14 protein-coding genes are annotated in these 15,375 nt (G+C 40.5%); 11 read left to right on the top strand and 3 right to left on the bottom strand.

All coding sequences use genetic code 11. From position 1 onward, the window contains the following. The 3 genes from ACIPUA_RS04870 to ACIPUA_RS04860 form a co-directional block, all read left to right on the top strand. Nucleotides 1-523, top strand: a 523-nt coding sequence (locus ACIPUA_RS04870) for a hypothetical protein (protein ID WP_449059339.1), incomplete at its 5' end; no start/stop codon positions are given. Between the two features lie 607 nt (nt 524-1,130). Then, nucleotides 1,131-1,937 (top strand): hypothetical protein, encoded by an 807-nt coding sequence (locus ACIPUA_RS04865; protein ID WP_048609027.1) that lies wholly within the window; start codon nt 1,131-1,133, stop codon nt 1,935-1,937. A gap of 3 nt (nt 1,938-1,940) precedes the next feature. Next, a complete protein-coding gene (locus ACIPUA_RS04860; protein ID WP_048609026.1) occupies nt 1,941-2,285 on the top strand; it encodes a hypothetical protein in 345 nt (114 codons plus the stop codon). Nucleotides 2,286-2,306: 21 nt separating this feature from the next. Here ACIPUA_RS04860 and ACIPUA_RS04855 read toward each other — a convergent pair whose 3' ends face one another. Then, nucleotides 2,307-2,534, bottom strand: a complete 228-nt coding sequence (locus tag ACIPUA_RS04855; protein WP_449059338.1) for a SymE family type I addiction module toxin — start codon at nt 2,532-2,534, stop codon at nt 2,307-2,309. Nucleotides 2,535-2,625: 91 nt separating this feature from the next. Here ACIPUA_RS04855 and ACIPUA_RS04850 point away from each other — a divergent pair, with 91 nt between their 5' ends. From ACIPUA_RS04850 to ACIPUA_RS04830, 5 genes are all read left to right on the top strand, one after another. Then, nucleotides 2,626-3,138 (top strand): 3'-5' exonuclease, encoded by a 513-nt coding sequence (locus ACIPUA_RS04850; protein WP_449059337.1) that lies wholly within the window; start codon nt 2,626-2,628, stop codon nt 3,136-3,138. Between the two features lie 878 nt (nt 3,139-4,016). Next, entirely contained in the window at nt 4,017-5,681 is a 1,665-nt protein-coding gene (locus ACIPUA_RS04845; protein ID WP_449059336.1) for a ShlB/FhaC/HecB family hemolysin secretion/activation protein, read from the top strand. Nucleotides 5,682-5,704: 23 nt separating this feature from the next. Then, a complete protein-coding gene (locus ACIPUA_RS04840; RefSeq protein WP_449059335.1) occupies nt 5,705-10,492 on the top strand; it encodes a DUF637 domain-containing protein in 4,788 nt (1,595 codons plus the stop codon). Between the two features lie 68 nt (nt 10,493-10,560). Further along, entirely contained in the window at nt 10,561-10,977 is a 417-nt protein-coding gene (locus ACIPUA_RS04835; protein ID WP_449059334.1) for an endonuclease toxin domain-containing protein, read from the top strand. After that, on the top strand, nt 10,977-11,477 hold the full coding sequence (locus ACIPUA_RS04830; protein ID WP_449059333.1) for a contact-dependent growth inhibition system immunity protein: 501 nt from the start codon (nt 10,977-10,979) through the stop codon (nt 11,475-11,477). The genes ACIPUA_RS04835 and ACIPUA_RS04830 overlap by 1 nt, the downstream gene beginning before the upstream one ends. 217 nt (nt 11,478-11,694) lie before the next feature. Here the strand turns inward: ACIPUA_RS04830 and ACIPUA_RS04825 are convergent, their stop codons facing one another. Next, a complete protein-coding gene (locus ACIPUA_RS04825; RefSeq protein WP_449059340.1) occupies nt 11,695-12,258 on the bottom strand; it encodes a DsbA family protein in 564 nt (187 codons plus the stop codon). 13 nt (nt 12,259-12,271) lie between these two features. Between ACIPUA_RS04825 and ACIPUA_RS04820 the strand changes: the two genes are divergently transcribed. Beyond that, nucleotides 12,272-14,212, top strand: coding sequence for a DNA/RNA non-specific endonuclease (locus ACIPUA_RS04820; protein ID WP_449059332.1), 1,941 nt, complete (start codon nt 12,272-12,274; stop codon nt 14,210-14,212). Next, nucleotides 14,212-14,544: a hypothetical protein gene (locus tag ACIPUA_RS04815; protein WP_048609018.1), complete on the top strand. Its 333-nt coding sequence runs from the start codon at nt 14,212-14,214 to the stop codon at nt 14,542-14,544. The genes ACIPUA_RS04820 and ACIPUA_RS04815 overlap by 1 nt, the downstream gene beginning before the upstream one ends. A 41-nt stretch (nt 14,545-14,585) precedes the next feature. On the opposite strand, the gene ACIPUA_RS04810 is transcribed toward ACIPUA_RS04815, so the two are convergent. After that, a complete protein-coding gene (locus ACIPUA_RS04810; protein ID WP_329957218.1) occupies nt 14,586-14,762 on the bottom strand; it encodes a SymE family type I addiction module toxin in 177 nt (58 codons plus the stop codon). 164 nt (nt 14,763-14,926) lie between these two features. On the opposite strand from ACIPUA_RS04810, the gene ACIPUA_RS04805 reads away from it, so the two are divergent. Beyond that, a partial coding sequence (locus tag ACIPUA_RS04805; RefSeq protein WP_449059331.1) for a hypothetical protein occupies nt 14,927-15,375 on the top strand: 449 nt, incomplete at its 3' end.

The raw sequence follows: 15,375 nt of genomic DNA, 5'->3' as shown, positions 1-15,375 counted from the left end.
TTATGTATCTAGTTGGTTAGGTAGCACATCTTTAGCTAACCGCGTGATAGGGGTAACAACCACAGGTACGGCAAACTTAGGAATGCAGGGATATAATATTTATAAAGATCCTGAAAAGACTGATTTTAGTTACGCAAATTTCGGAAGTTCATTATTAACAGGAGGGATTACACCAGGAATGGGATATTGGGGAACCGTCACAACCAATACAACAGGAGCTGGAGTCTCAAGTTTAATTGATGGTGAATCTCCTTGGCCTTCAATGGGCGGGGCACTTGTAGGATCGACTGTTGGGTATTGGGGAACAGTGGGAATAACTAAGACTGCAAATAGCCAATTCAATCCTTGGTCTAATGGACTTAAAGAAAAATATTTAGTTGAAATGCCATCAATATCAGCCCCACCAACTGTATCAGTAGTACCAAGTATTATTGGAAGTGGCGCTGGCGCTTTGGGGGCTGAAGGGGCGAATAAAATAGTTACCGATAAAATAAAAAAATTGAATGACGAGGAACAAAAATGAAATTTTTTAAATATTTCATTCTACTTTCAGTTGCATTCTCTTTTATGGTTTTTTTTATTCTTTTAATAATAAAAACACTAGTAGAATTAATATACTATTACTCAATGGAAAATAGTCTTTTTTCTATTACTAAAGAAAATATTATAGATTATATGTGCTTGGGAATAGGATTTGGTTTTTTCTTTAGTATAGTAGCTTGCTTAGTCAGTTATTTTGAACATAAAAGACGCTAATATTTCTACAAAGAAAAAACTAGCGCCATACTGGGATCTCCTTTGCTACCTTATTCCCCCTTGGCCAGCCGGATAGTGTCTGGTTTTAATTCTGCTTTATCTCTTTCTGAGCTCAAAAATGCACGTCGGGGATCTTGAGTCCAAACGTGAAAATGCACTGGAAAAACTGGGTTGTAACTGACTGAATTCACTAGGGAAAAGTAGTTTTATCTGGCTAAATCGCAATGGAATGAGTTGTTGTTGAGAATAACTCACTGTCGGGTGATCAGTTAAGAGAATCCTACAAAGAAAGCGCCAAATGGTGGAAAGACCAAACGCGAGAAACCTTTGGTGAAGGCACTACCTCTACAGCAATTAATAGTGTTATAGGTGCATTGGAAGATGCGGGTGACTTGGCGATTGCAGGTGGTGATTATGTTCTTGATGGCGCTGCGGCTGTCACTGCATGTGCTACGGCTAGCAATTATTGTCAGAAAGCCCTGAATGACCTAGAAGGTAAACACCAAGGAGCGTTAGATGTTGCTACGTCATTAATCAATGGCGACAGTTGGAATGCAATCCAAGATCTTGCCAAACGCGCTGGCGAAGGTGATCAATTGGCGGCAGAGCAGCTTGGTGCCGCGATGGCAGGGATCTTTATACCGGGTAAAAAAGTGCCAACGCCAGTAGTAACAACTGGCAAGCTCCTCAAGAATGCAGATGGTTTCCTTGAAATTAAAGTTAATACAACCCCCTTAGAAGGTCATGGGCGGTTAAATACTGTTGATTCGTTGGGTAATGGAAAGTTTAATCCCGCAGAGGCAGCCGCTGCGGCTAGGTTAGAAACTTCCTTGGGGCAAATGGATAGATTACCTGAAGGTATAGCGGGAAAGGCAAGTGCAGATTTTATTATCACAAGTGGAGCTAATAAAGGAAAAACTGTTGATTTAATGTATACAACAAAGAATCTCAAGCAAGCTGAAATTGATGGAATTAATAAGTTCTATGAGAAGAACATGACTGTATCGAGAGAAGCCGGCAAATTACCTCCTGGACAAGACCAGATTATTAAACATTTAAATAAGGCAGATATAGTTCCTGTTGATTTCAGTGTACTGACTCCTAAAAATCAACAAATATTTATGGATTATGTCAAGACGTTACCAAAGTCTCAACGGGATAAAATTATTATTTTGAGGTAAATTATGGGTGCTTATATTGGTATTGGGTATAGTGAGAATAGCACTAAAAATCTTAGTGTATCTTTAAATAGGAGTGCCTCGGGGGCTTTAGAAGTATTATTTGATAAAGCATTACAGGCAAGATATCCCCAAATTTATGAAACAATAATGGAAGTTTTTGTTCTTGATCAAATGAATTTTTATGATTTAGAAAAAAAAGACTTTAATATAGCAATAAAGGCCATCAGAAATTATTTGAGAGACATGAAAAATCCAACAGAGGCTCAATTATTCCAAAAATTCATATGGCAATCAGAAATTGAACCTCTTATACAGCAAGATAAACGTTACGAAGATCCTAATAAATAACTGAGTTCTCCATTAATAATTTTACTCCCCCTCAGCCAGCTGGATGATCAACTGTCCAGCTTGGCGAGTGAGGGTAAAGTGACTGCCAACCGTAAACCCAAGCCCATTCAGCCACTTACCACTGATTATCAGTTGTGGGCTGGGGTTCGGGCGCTGTCGGTTGGGCAAGTACCCCACTGTATACTGTCTTGATTTTACCGCCTGTTCTTTAGCTGTCGGTGTTTTTACTTTACACTTATCTCTAGCCATCGTGACTACTCCCCCCGTCACGCCAATCATATCTTGCCTTTTGGGTTTTTAGCTATTTACATGATTTTTGAGTCCATCGTGTAAACGTGTCATGTGGAATGGTGGTATCGGTAAGTACAATCTGGGGGAGTTGCTTGATCTTCACGCCATGAAAACAAGTAACTATGAAGCCATTAAAAACCCTCGGGTGCTGACAGATTACGGTAACTGGGCCAACTTCCAGGAGATTGCCGAAACGACCAAAGACACGAACATGATGCGGGCTATCAGGTTGATGGAAAACTACGTTGATATCCCCGGCATGGTCGATACGATGCGCCTGAATGAGGCTCGTTCCCACAAAGATGCAGACCTCATCATCACTACTGCTCATACATCTAAAGGCATGGAGTGGGATAATGTTATTTTAAACGATGACTATCCCAGTATCATTGAAGCACTGATGATGAAAAAATCGAAGCAGAGCATTATTGATGAGATGAACCTGCTGTACGTTGCGATTACCCGCACACAGAGCCGCATCAATATTAACAGCTCAATGATGGAGCTGCTGGAACAATATAACCATCGGCGAGAACGAAACGAATCTATCGTGATTATTTAATATAAGGTTTATTCCCATGTAAATTCACAAAACTATATGGCTGCATTCATTGTGCTCTTCGAGGTATCTAATTTACCTTTCTGATAGATATGCACTTTCATCATATCCAAGTTTATTTAATTTGATTTCTAGATAATGCTTTTGTGTCTTTTCGTTTTTTAACTAGGTGGTCTTTATATCAAAGACTATGAAAGTCTGGAATTCGGTTGACAATTAGTTATTCCTAATAATAGCTTGAAATTAGATATGATGAGCATTAAAGCCATCATTAAATTCAGGGCAATAAGGCGGGATGCTTTACCTGAAATAGCGTGATTAATGCATGTTAAATTTATATAAAGTAATTTAGTAAACCATGAGAATATATTAATAACAGACAGATAAACTAACAAAATCAGTGAACATTTTTATCTAATTGGGATGGTGCAATAATAAGCTAGCCGACAAGTTAACAGAATACTTTTTCTGGTAACATCAGTTCGAAATCTTTACTTTTGACAAATTGATCCTGAAAAACTCCTTTCCAGAAAATCGATGCAGTTATCAATCGTTGTATTTTTCTATTTATCTCTGATATTCCATATATTTTCGTCATTGTTAACGCACGAATAAAACAGAATTATTAATTGTAAATCAGTGTTTTTAACTAGTTATATTTTACTATTTTATCTTATAGTAAAATATTAAACTACAAAATTGATTTTTAAATGGATGATTGAATTAGAATAAATCATAGTTATGGGTTTTTAATCTATTTAAACTCCATTTCAAACACATTATTGGGTGTTTATTTTAGTTAGGGTGGATTTAGCATTGTCTTGTAATTCTTGATGATTTATTTTTACACAATGATTAACTTTTTGTGCGATTAATAAGCCATGATGAAATCAATTTGTATTGTTTTATTTCTCTGTTTTATAGCGCCAAGGGATGGCCATGCAGAATCATGGCCATCCCCAGCAAATAAAGACAGTATTCAGTTTGAACAAAAAAGGCGCTTAGAATCGGAAATTCAACAACGAGAAACTCTTGAAAATCAAAATACCGTAACGGTAGACCCGGTACTGAAAAGCGCCAGTGATGATTCTCTGTGTTTTAAAGTGAGCCAAATTAAATTGGTGGGCATTTCAGTTTTCGCATCCACGATGAATGAGCGTTGGGTTTTACCCTATCAAGGTCAGTGCTTATCTTTAGAAAACATTCAAAATCTCACTAAGCAAATCACGAATGAGTATATCGAAAAAGGCTACATTACCTCACAAGCATTCATTCCAGAACAAGACCTGTCTAGCCAGCATTTACGCATTCAAGTGATTGAAGGGCGTATTGAATCCATTACTATCGAAGATTCACCACCTCGATTAGTTACCATGACGTTCCCGCACCTAACAGGCAGTATCTTGAATTTGCGAGATATTGAGCAGGGACTTGAGCAACTTAATCGCTCGGCTTCAGCGCGTTATACGATTGATATTCAGCCGGGTACTAAATCAGGTTACTCACGAGTGGTTATTCAGAAACAGGCTCGTACTATACCGTTAAGTAGTCAGTTGGCTCTTGATAACTCAGGGAATAAATCAACGGGAAAACAATTGATGACTGGAAACTTAACAGCTGATTCCCTCTTTGGATTGGGTGAGCAGTGGTCATTGAGTGCCAGTACCGATACTGACTTCAGTCGTTCTCATCACAGCCGTTACGCTGTTGCTGCAATCAATGTCCCTTATGGTTATTGGTCTTACCGTTACCAGTTTTATCGTAATAATACGCTACAGCCGTTTCAGATTTCAGGCCAGCAATACCGTTATAAAGGTAAAAATACCAACCAACAACTGGATGTTAGTCGCTTAATTTATCGGGATGGGAAACAACGTCTAACCTTACAAGGTAGTTTAAAACATAAAAACGCTGATACGCAATTAGCTTCACAAGCCTTAACGATTAGCAGCCCAACCTTATCCTCGCTCTTATTTACTCCGCAATACAGTACCACACTCGGACAAGGTTACTTTACATTTAGCCCTGCTGCTGAATGGGGAATACCAGCCTTTGGCGCCTCACCCGATACCCTCGCGAAAAACTCGCCGCGCAGTCATTACCGTAAATTCAGTCTAAGTAGCAGTTATCAGTATTATTTTTCTACTGGTTTGACCTGTTTAACATCATTCTACGGTCAATACTCGCCCGATAATTTATACGGCATTGAACGCATCAGCATCGGTGGTCAGTACTCTATCCGTGGCTACCATGAGCAATCTTTAAGTGGTAACCGAGGGGGGTATTGGCGTAATGAAGTCAATAAAGACATCGCCAATACGGCAATTGGCCAACTGCGTTTCATCGGTGCGTTAGACTACGGGTTTATTGCCTCAGATAAATACCACATTGAACATGACACTTTAGCAGGCGGAGCCGTTGGCCTTTCTTTTACCGGCAATAGCTTGTTTTATTCACAGCTTTTACTCAGCAAACCTTTGCATTACCCCTCACAACTTAAACCAGACAATTGGTCGGCCTACTGGTCGGTCTCACTCTCTCTGTAATCTTATGCTTAAAAGGATTATTTATGCCAAATGAACAATTACCTTCACGGCCTAAACGGTTATTAAGTTACATCATTATTCTCTTAACCGCTGTTTATCCCTTGCACCCCGCTTTGGGGGCTACCATGACGGCAGCAGATAAAAGCACCCAAGTCAACCAACAAAATAACGTCCCGATTATTAATATCGCCACGCCGAATGGGGCGGGGATATCGCACAATAAATTCCAAGACTTCAGCGTGAATAAGCAAGGTGCGGTACTTAATAACGCCACCACCAATGTGAATTCCCAAATTGCAGGGCAGATTAAAGCCAATGCCAATTTAAAAGGAAAATCAGCCAATCTGATTATTAATGAAGTCACGGGCAGTAGCCGCTCAGAATTACAAGGTAAGTTGGAAGTGGCAGGTAAAGGCGCGAATGTCTTAATTGCCAACCCGAATGGGATTACCTGTAATGGCTGTAGCTTTGTGAATACCCCTGCGATTACCTTGACCACGGGAAAACCCTTCCTGGACAACAAGGGCGCTTTGTCCGCGGTTGAGGTGAAAAAAGGCAGTGTGGTTATCGGCGCAAATGGTATGAATGCCGAAGCGCAAAGCTATGCCGATATTATCAGCCGTGCCACCGAACTAAACGGGCAAATCAAAGCCAAGAACCTGACCCTGATGCAAGGTACTAACCGTGTCGATTTTCAAAAAGGCACCGTGACGCCGATTGCCGGTGAAGGGGCGAAACCGAGTATCTCAGTGGGTACTAAGGCACTAGGGGGAATGCTTGCAAATCAAGTGAAATTGGTAAGCACTGAATCTGGGGTGGGAATCAATCTCAGCAATGTGCAAACCAACCAAAACGACCTGACATTGACTGTCGATGGCAAAATTACCCTTGCAGGGAATATTCAAGGGAAAAAAGACATCAATGTCAGCACTAAAAATCTGCAAATTAACGCCAATGCCAACGTGAATGCCGCCAAAGACATCACATTGGCCACCAATACTCTCGTCAATAATGGGAAAATTATCGCTGGTAAGGATATGCGTGTCTTTGCCGAGTCGATAAGCAATACAGGTAATAGCGCATTTATTCAAGCACAAGATAATCTGTGGATGCAAAAAAATGCCAAAGGGGATTTGAGTACCCATATTGAAAATAAGTCAGGGACGATAGAAACCCAAAAAGGGGATATCATAATTCGAACAAAAAAATTCTCGAATTTATCATCCGTTCCTTCATTCATAATTACGAAACAAAATCCAAATTCAACCAGTAAGGCGTTAGTAGGAAATCATGCTGTCGCCTTACCGATGGGTTCAAAAAAAGCGTATTTTTTATTCTCGCTGTATCCAGAACTCAAAAATGCACCTAGCACTAAATGGTTTGATACATTAAATTTATTAGTGAACGATGGTGCTAATACGGAAAGACAGACTGTTTCATTGAATAAGGACTACAAACCTGGAATTCTAAGTTCAGGCAGTAATATCTATTTGCAATCAAATGAGTTAACGAATAATCAGTCCAAAATAGCTGCTGCAAATGACATCATTGCAACAGGGATGAACGCAAATAATATTGATTACAAGCTTGGTGAATTAAACAAATGGGAAAAATATATACCTGAGGGAGTAAAGCCTGTATTTGATATCCCCTTGGACAAGTTAAAAGATTACATCTTGGATGGAAAAAAAGATAAAACAGTACCATATAAATATACAGGGAGTGACTATATTTATTCCATTAAGAACACCTCTAATCCATCAATATCCGCAGGAAAAAGTATAGTTTTTGATTTTAAAGGAAATGTTAATTTCGAAAGCAATTTACCCATTTCAAATGTCCCACTTTCAAAAATTACTCAATTTGGGGGGCCGCTTTCTAATATTAAAGCAAAAAACATACTAGTAAATGCAAGTAATGTTAATATTTCCTCCAATGTAGATGCTGGGAATGATTTATCTATCATCGCGAGTCAAAATATAAACATTAATAATGCCCAGCTCATTTCGAATCAATCACAAAGCCTGATTGCCAATAATGACCTTACCCTAAAACAGGCCAGTTTAAACGCGAAAGACAGCACCCTGATTGCTAAAAATGGTAACATTCAGTACAATTTGAATCCCATATCTGCCTTTAAAGATAATGTTTTATCCCCACCTACTATTAACGCATCCAATTCGTTACACATCCAAGCGGGTAAAAGTGTCACTTTTGATAATGCGCAATTAGCCAAAACGAATAAACTCACCGTCAGTGCCAATGACAATATTATTATTCGTCGTGATGAATCCAATTTAATGAAACTCGCGACTTCAGAGCCTGTCGCCAATATCAATACGTTACTCACAAAAACAGGAAGCTGGTCAAGTTCGGGAGAAATGAACCTCACCGCAGGTAAAAATATTGAAGCACGAGGAATAACCTTTAATAGTGGAAAATCAATCGCTTTTAATGCAGGCCAAGATATTTTATTAGGCTCTAAGGCAATTAAAGATGCCGATAACATATTTAAAACCAATCGCTATCCAGAGTTGCGTTCTCAACTCATTGCAAATGGTAATATCACGTTAAATGCCGCCCGAGATATGGATTTGCAATCCGCTAATCTTCAATCCAAAGACAAAATTACTGCCTTGTCAGGCCGTGATATTAAATTAACCGCTACTGCCTATTCAGGAATTCCCAACCCCAACGAAGACAATCAAGATGTACGCTATGTGACTTCGACGCTTTCGGGAGATAAAGGCATCACTCTAGCCTCAAATGGCGCCTTAACCGCACAAGGTAGCACAATAAAGTCTCTGGGTGACATTACGATTTCCAGTGGGGGAAATGTACGTTTAGAGTCGGTTAAAACTCATTATCGCAAACAATCAGGGAAACGGTTAGAGGATTTATATCGCCAAATTGGCAATGAAATTAACAGCGGTAAAACCCTGAGTATTTTGTCTGAAGGGAGCATTCTTTTCCAAGCCTCACGTCTCGTCGCCAAAGGTACGATGGATATTGCCGCTAAAGGTGGGTATCTCTATGCGCAAGCGATGGAAGAAACCAGTCACTACGAAGAAAATGGAAAAAAATGCAATAAATGGACCGCGTGTATCACCAAAAAAGAAGTCAAAAAAACGCGCAGTGAAACATTGAATAAAGTCACTGAATTTACCGCAGGCGGCGACATTAACTTGTATGCCAAAGATGATGTCACGTTAGAAGCCACCAAAATTAATGCGGGCAAAAATGCCAAAATCACCAGCCAAACTGGTAAGGTGAATTTCAAAGCCGTAAAGAATACTACCTTTGAGCAAGTGATTTCCAATTCGAAAGGGTTTTATATCAGCCAACGAAACAAAGGCTATAAAGAAGACACGTGGATACTCCCAGCCCTGCACATTGGTGGCAAACTGACTATCGATGCCGCAAAAGGTATCACTGCCGATATTAAAGCGAAAAATAACCAAAGCTTGCAAAACGCCCTAAATGCTCTTGGACAAACAGAAGGCACAAAATGGTTAGCAGGACTAAAAGGCCGTAAAGATGTGCAATGGGGATTGGTTAAAGATGCGTATGACAGTTGGGATTATAAAAGCCAAAGCTTAAACCCCGTGGCGTCAGCCTTGATTATGATAACCGTTGCGGCGATGACATCAGGCACGGCTCAAAACTTTGCTGCCTGGGTTGCATCTGGAACGGAAGGTACAGCTCGCGTTATTGTTTCTGGTGCGGCATATTCTGGAATGACCGCACTCTCCACGCAAGCTGCGGTTGCATTGGCTGAAAACCAAGGAAACCTTTCCAAGACTCTTAATTCACTAGGCAAAAGTGATACCGTCAAATCGATTATCACTCAGATGGTGATCTCAGGGGCACTTAATGGTCTTGATGCCAAAATGGAGTGGACAACGGGTAATCCAAGTGATGCAAAATTACCATTGCTGGCGAATAATGATTGGAATAAAGTTGCACAACGTGTTGCAGCACAATCCGTCATTAGCTCTACGGTGAATACAGCCGCATTTGGTAGCAGTTTTACAGATAATTTTAAAAATGCCTTACTCAGTAATATCGGTAGTCAAATTAATGCTGAAGGTGCCAAGCTAATTGGGGATAAAGGGGACATCTTAGGTCATTCAGGCAAGCTTTTAGGTCACTCTGTAGTTTCAGGGATTAGTGCTGAAATTGCAGGAGGAAATGCCAGAGGAGCTATCGTTGGTAGTCTTGCTATTCAGCTAGCAGGGATCACACTAAACAATAATTTAATCAATGAAAAAGAATGGCAAAAAGATTCTGAGAAATACGCTCAGTTATCCCGCGTGTTGGGGGGATTTGCGGGTGCAATATTCACAGGTAATGCAGGAGGGGTCTACAGTGGTGCGGACTCGGCAGAAAGTACTTTCAGATTTAATCATTTACTCCATGAACTTGCAATGGATTTTGATGCACAAATGCAAAAATGCGGGGGTGATTTAACATGCCAATCAAATACTATCAATAAATTTGCTGCATTTAGTAATAAAAATAGCTTTAATTTAGACGATGAACTAAAAGATAATTCTTTATCCGTTCAAGAACTGAAGAAAAAGTATATTGAAAATACTTTTGCATTAGCAGAACGACCTTATTGGGCAAGCTATCTCGGCTTTGATGTCATGCAAAATGATTTGGCAAAGCAATATGTTCAGTATTGGAACTCTCAAGATTTAGCTAAAATTGATACACAAACTCCCTCTTGGATAAAATTTTCATCATGGATATCAGACCCTGAAAATCAACTTCTTGTTGTGAGTGGTGGATATTTAGCAAAAGGCTAAGTGATTTTACTATTAATTACTTTAGTCGAAACTCTTCTATAAAAACAATATCGGCGAAAGAAATTGATATGAAATGGTATTCACAAGGAGGAGGGATCAATACTCAAGGAATGTCATGGGAGGATGCAATTGCCAAAACCTTACCAGACCGAGCCAGATTACCCAAAAACTTTAAAACATTTGACTTTTATAATGCAGAACAAAAAGTTGCGATTAGTGCTAAAAGCTTAGATACTCAAACGTTGAGCAAACTCAATGAGCCAAAACAGATCTATAATTCTATTAAAGATAATATAGATAAAGCTGTGCAATTTAAAGAGTATCAATTATCTCAAATTCGTTTAGATTCTAACATGATCGCTAAACGTGAAATTTGGCTTGCTGTTCCAAATTCAACAAATAAAACCCAATGGGCAGAAATTAATCGGGCAGTCTCATACGGCCAAAGTTTGGGTATTGAAGTAAAAATAACACAGGTGAAATAATGAACTTTATTCAAGATAAAGATTACTCTGCAGGTTTAACCATTACAGATAAATTTATTTGTATAAACACTTGGTCAGGATATGGATTATTAACCATAGACACTAATTATTCTCCAATAATATTACCTATAGACTGCTCAAATAATGAACTTGGCGAAAAGCTAGTTCAAGCTCTAGCATGTAGCAATACTCAACTTAACGATGAGGAATATGATAATCTTTTTAAAAAGTCGAAAGAAAACTGGAACTCTTGGTTTGAAGAGCTAAAGTCAAAATATAACTATCGCTCTAAACGCCAACTTTTGGCGAATATGCTGAATTGCTCTGTATATCTTTTAAATAATATATTAACAATTCAGCCAACTCACCACTCAAAGTTGGAGGGATGGGAAGGAGTAGATGAATCTAAGCATGTGATATTATCTCTCGATAATACATTTGATGAAATTGGTTCTGGGGTTAGGCTAGCATTAAGTCGTTGTACCTCTAAAAAATTTTAATTTTACGTTCGTATATTAAAACCATCTTATAGTGGAGTGGCCAGCAAAAATTGACCACTCCACTTAACGTGGCTTTAGCTCCACTGAGCATCAAACTCCTGAGTGCTGTATATCAATTCAATGAAGCATCTGAAATCGACCTACCCAAGTTCAAAATTCATCATTTATCATATAATTCTTTGTTCTAGATAATTGATGTGCCCGGACAAGCCGGGTATTATTTCTTGGCCGGGGCAGTTACGGGAGGAGTAGCTGAACCACCTTTAACCATACGTTCAATGACTTCAACGAAGCCTGCAAACGGTCTCGCGCCGACAATGCTTTCACGCTCACCGGTTTTGTTGTCGATCACGATGGTAGTTGGCGTCCCGTTCACGCCGTCTTTGGTGCCTGCATCCATATCACGCTTGATGTGCTGGATGATTTTCGGATTCTGCATACAGGTGTCAAACGCTGCTTTATCCAGCTCAAACAATGCAGGGATGCCTGCACTGTCTTCAAAGACTTTGCCATTGCCCTGCGTGTGCTCAAACCAGTAGTTGGTCGCCCCCCAGAAGCCTTTCGGTCCTTTTTGCTCAGCCACGCACTCTGCTGTCATTGCCGCTTTGGTTGCCATTGGCTCATGAAAAGCCAGGTTGAAATGACGCCACTCCCAGTTCACCGCGCCATTATTGGCCGTATCGACCAGATATTTCGGCGTCTTATGGAACTGCTTACAGAACGGACATTCCAGGTCTTCGTAATTCACCAGCGTGAATCGCGCGTCCGGATTACCGTAGATGTAGCGCCCGTCTTTGTTGACACTGACCTATTCCCAGCCTTTGTGCAGTTCAGCGCGTTTCTCTGCCAGCTTATCTTCCTCCAAACCGGCCAGGGCAGCTTGTACCGCTGACTTCACATCACCGTTAGCACCAACATTACCACCGCCGGGTTCACTGCTGACCAATGTGAATAACAAAGGGAAAGACAGCAATACCACGCATGCAGCGGTATCGGAGGGTAACATTGTTATTCGCGATAAAGACAATCAGAAACAAGATGTCAGCGAATTAAGCCGAGATACAGACAATGCTCATGAAAAACTCAATACGATTTTTGATAAAGAGAAAGAGCAAAAGCGGATAGAGAAAACGCAGTTAGTGGGCGAGTTAGGTAAGCAGATTACTGATATAGCGGTGACGAATGAAAGGATAGAAGCCACTAAGAACGAAAGGAAAAACTTTGATAAAACGCCAATGACAGACGATGAGCGTAAGAAAGCCATTGCTTCTATCAAAGATCCGAACTTAAAAGGGGATGAAACGGCCATTCGGAACGCGGTATTAAATGACCGTATAGAGAAAGCGGTTCAAGGGTCAGAATGGGGCGTTGGTGGTGATAATCGCCGTATCGTGGAGTCAGGGACGGCGTTAATCCAAGGCTTGGTGAGCGGTGATGTGAATAAAGCGGTGGCGAATGCGAGTGCACCGTATATCGCCAATCAGATAGCCAAGAATATTGGAGAGGAAAATAAAGCAGGGCGTTTAGCGGTCCATGGTATTGCGAATGTTGCATTAGCGCTGGCAAAAGGTGAAAATGCAGGGGCACAATCGCTGGGAGCCATGACGGGTGAAGCGATGGGGATGCTGTCGGTAGAACTGTACGGTAAAACGGTCGGTGAGCTGACGGAAGACGAAAAAGCGACAGTGAGCGCCTTTGCGAGTTTGGCAGCGGGAATAGCCGGCGGATTAGTGGGTGGCGATACATCGAGCGCAGGCAATGCCGCCGAGGCAGGGAAGACCACGGTTGAGAATAACTTATTCGGTGGCACAGAAGACGGACAGCTGAAATTTGCGAGAGACCATGCAAAAGATGTGATGTCTTGTGCTGATAACCCTTCTGGCGAAGCCTGTATCAGAGGTCAAGCGGTTGATGATGCTCTAAAATTAGCTTTGGCCACTGGGCTGGGTACTCATGGTCTAATTATTGCTGTTGATGCGGCCGCCGCAGGCTGTTTAACTAACCCTGCATTATGTGCAACTGAAGCCACTAATTTTATTATTGAAATGCTCGGTGCAGAGGCTGCGCCAGCAGGTATAGCGATTACAGGAACCGCAGGATACACCGCTAAGCTTACGAAAGAACAACTTGTTGAATTAGCTACCTTGCAAGCCGTTCGGAAAGAAGGTGGCGATGTTACTCCTGAAATGGTGAATAAGGTAATTTCAGGAAATGCAAGTAAAGAAATACCTAAAATTACAAATGAACAAAAAGTTATTGAAGTAAAATCAGGTAGTAAAGGTGATTGGAATAAGCAACTGAACAAGCCAGAGCCAAATACCATTTATCAGGTCGATGGTAATAAGACGTATAAAACTGATTCACAAGGGCGAGTGGAGACTGTAGAAGCGAAACTGTCACTGAACTCAAATGATAGAAATACTTATCAGCAGTGTAAAGTAGGCAGATGCGGTGTTGTAGGTGATGAAGGCGGACATTTAATTGCGACTATTTTCACCGGCCCAGGAGAGAAGCTCAATATTGTTCCTATGGACTCTAACTTGAATAGAAGTGAATGGAAGAAAATGGAGAACTCATGGGCAAAAGCATTGAAAGAGAATAAGGAAGTTGATGTCAGGATTGAGCCTGTATATTTAGGGAATAGTGACCGACCAAGTAGTTTTAACGTTACGTATAAGATTGGAAATGAGCGTCCTGTAGAAAGAACGTTTATTAATGATTCTGGAGGTAAATAATGAAAACTGAACAAGAAATATATAACGAGATAGGGTCATTGCTATACGGCATAGCTCCGGAGGATGCTCAAAAAATAATCATGAGAGCTAACTTGTCAGTTGAAGGTGATACATGTGAATATGAGTATGATTATCTTGATAATGAAAACTCGTTGAAATGGATTACAGCCGGAGGGGGCGTCAATACAAATATGCTTCACTATTTAGTTGAATTACAAAATTATTATATCGAAAATAATTTAACGAATGGTCTTCCCGTTTGGAAAGCTTGTGAAGCCACATTAGACTTAGAAAAAATGAAAATTAGTATCGATTTTAAATACGAAGACTAAGTAAAAGACCCCAGCCCCACACTGGGATCTCCTTAGCCGCTCTACTCCCCCTCACTCAGCCGGATAATCAACTGTCCGGCTTGGCGGGTGAGAGTGACGTTGCTGCCCACCGTAAACCCTAACTCACTCAACCACTTACCGCTGAATGTCAGCTGCGGGTTGGGGTTGGGTTTACCGCGGTTCGGGGTGTAACCCACTGTATAGTGTCTGGTTTTAATTCTGCTTTATCTCTTTCTGAGCTCAAAAATGCACGTCGGGGATCTTGAGTCCAAACGTGAAAATGCACTGGAAAAACTGGGTTGTAACTGACTGAATGCACTAGGGAAAAGTAGTTTTATCTGGCTAAATCGCAATGGAATGAGTTGTTGTTGAGAATAACTATTTGAGTGCTAAACAAATCACATCGTGGATTGATAAGTATGATAGTGCAGCTACAGATGAGGACAAAAAGAAATTAATTGCTATTGCTGAAAACTTGGATAAAGAACAGCTACAGAAAGCATTGGATACAAAAATTTCTAAAGATTATTTAGAGCAACAAAAAGATGAGCTCAGAGCATTGTTAAATTCAGGTAACTGTAATTCGGATTGTCGCTACATAGCACAAACGAGTATCAATCAGTTGACACCAATCATCGATAACTATGGTGACTTAGAAAGAACAAATAAAATTCCTAGGGCTGCAATAGCAACAATTACTTTGGCTTTGCCAATGGCAAGCAAAACTGTTAGCCCTTATGTATCTAGTTGGTTAGGTAGCACATCTTTAGCTAACCGCGTGATAGGGGTAACAACCACAGGTACGGCAAACTTAGGAATGCAGGGATATAA

Source organism: Providencia sp. AGC89, assembly GCF_053543535.1.
This window is presented reverse-complemented; position numbering and strand designations above follow the sequence as displayed.

What these genes read in the sequence shown, in the direction of transcription:
- ACIPUA_RS04860 (WP_048609026.1), top strand. Translation starts at nt 1,941, where the DNA reads ATGGGTGCTTATATTGGTATTGGGTATAGTGAGAATAGCACTAAAAAT.
- ACIPUA_RS04855 (WP_449059338.1), bottom strand. Translation starts at nt 2,534, where the DNA reads ATGGCTAGAGATAAGTGTAAAGTAAAAACACCGACAGCTAAAGAACAG.
- ACIPUA_RS04850 (WP_449059337.1), top strand. Translation starts at nt 2,626, where the DNA reads ATGTGGAATGGTGGTATCGGTAAGTACAATCTGGGGGAGTTGCTTGAT.
- ACIPUA_RS04845 (WP_449059336.1), top strand. Translation starts at nt 4,017, where the DNA reads ATGATGAAATCAATTTGTATTGTTTTATTTCTCTGTTTTATAGCGCCA.
- ACIPUA_RS04840 (WP_449059335.1), top strand. Translation starts at nt 5,705, where the DNA reads ATGCCAAATGAACAATTACCTTCACGGCCTAAACGGTTATTAAGTTAC.
- ACIPUA_RS04835 (WP_449059334.1), top strand. Translation starts at nt 10,561, where the DNA reads ATGAAATGGTATTCACAAGGAGGAGGGATCAATACTCAAGGAATGTCA.
- ACIPUA_RS04830 (WP_449059333.1), top strand. Translation starts at nt 10,977, where the DNA reads ATGAACTTTATTCAAGATAAAGATTACTCTGCAGGTTTAACCATTACA.
- ACIPUA_RS04815 (WP_048609018.1), top strand. Translation starts at nt 14,212, where the DNA reads ATGAAAACTGAACAAGAAATATATAACGAGATAGGGTCATTGCTATAC.